The following is a 576-nucleotide window of genomic DNA, read 5'->3' on the forward strand; positions in this document are numbered from 1 at the left end:
ACCTGCCAGGGGCCGACCATCTGGTCCCGAGCTACCATGCCGGTGACCGAGCGATCACCAATGGTGATCAGGAAGTTCTTGCTGGCCACCGCCGGGTGCTTGAGCACCCGCTCGGCGGCTTCATTGAGGTCCAGCTCGGCGGTGCCAAAACTCTGGGTGGCCGCCTGATAGCGCTCGGCGCTGCGGTGCATTTTGGGCGGTTTGCCAAACAGCACGGACATGGGCAGATCCACCGGCTTGGCATCGAAGTGCTTGTCGTTCACCAGCAGGTGCTTCTCGCTGGTCGCCTCACCCACCACGGCATAGGGGCAGCGCTCGCGCTGGCAGAGGGCTTCAAAGCGCTCCAGATCTTCGGGCTGAATGGCGAGTACGTAGCGCTCCTGGGATTCATTACACCAGATTGCCAGAGGGCTCATGCCCGGCTCGTCATTGGGGACATTGCGCAGCTCAAAGGCGCCACCGCAGCCACCGTCTTTCACCAGTTCGGGGAAGGCGTTGGACAGACCGCCGGCACCCACATCGTGAATAAAGGCAATAGGATTCTGGGCGCCCTGCTGCCAGCAGCGGTCAATCACT

At 62.3% G+C, this 576-nt stretch carries 1 protein-coding gene; it reads right to left on the reverse strand.

Annotation, left to right across the window (positions count from 1 at the left end; translation table 11 throughout):
• The coding region (locus B3520_RS13255; protein WP_286876219.1) for an AIR synthase-related protein at positions 1-576 on the reverse strand (576 nt) is incomplete at both ends.

Source organism: Marinimicrobium sp. UBA4509, from assembly GCF_002388575.1.
Classification (GTDB): Bacteria; Pseudomonadota; Gammaproteobacteria; order Pseudomonadales; family Cellvibrionaceae; genus Marinimicrobium; species Marinimicrobium koreense.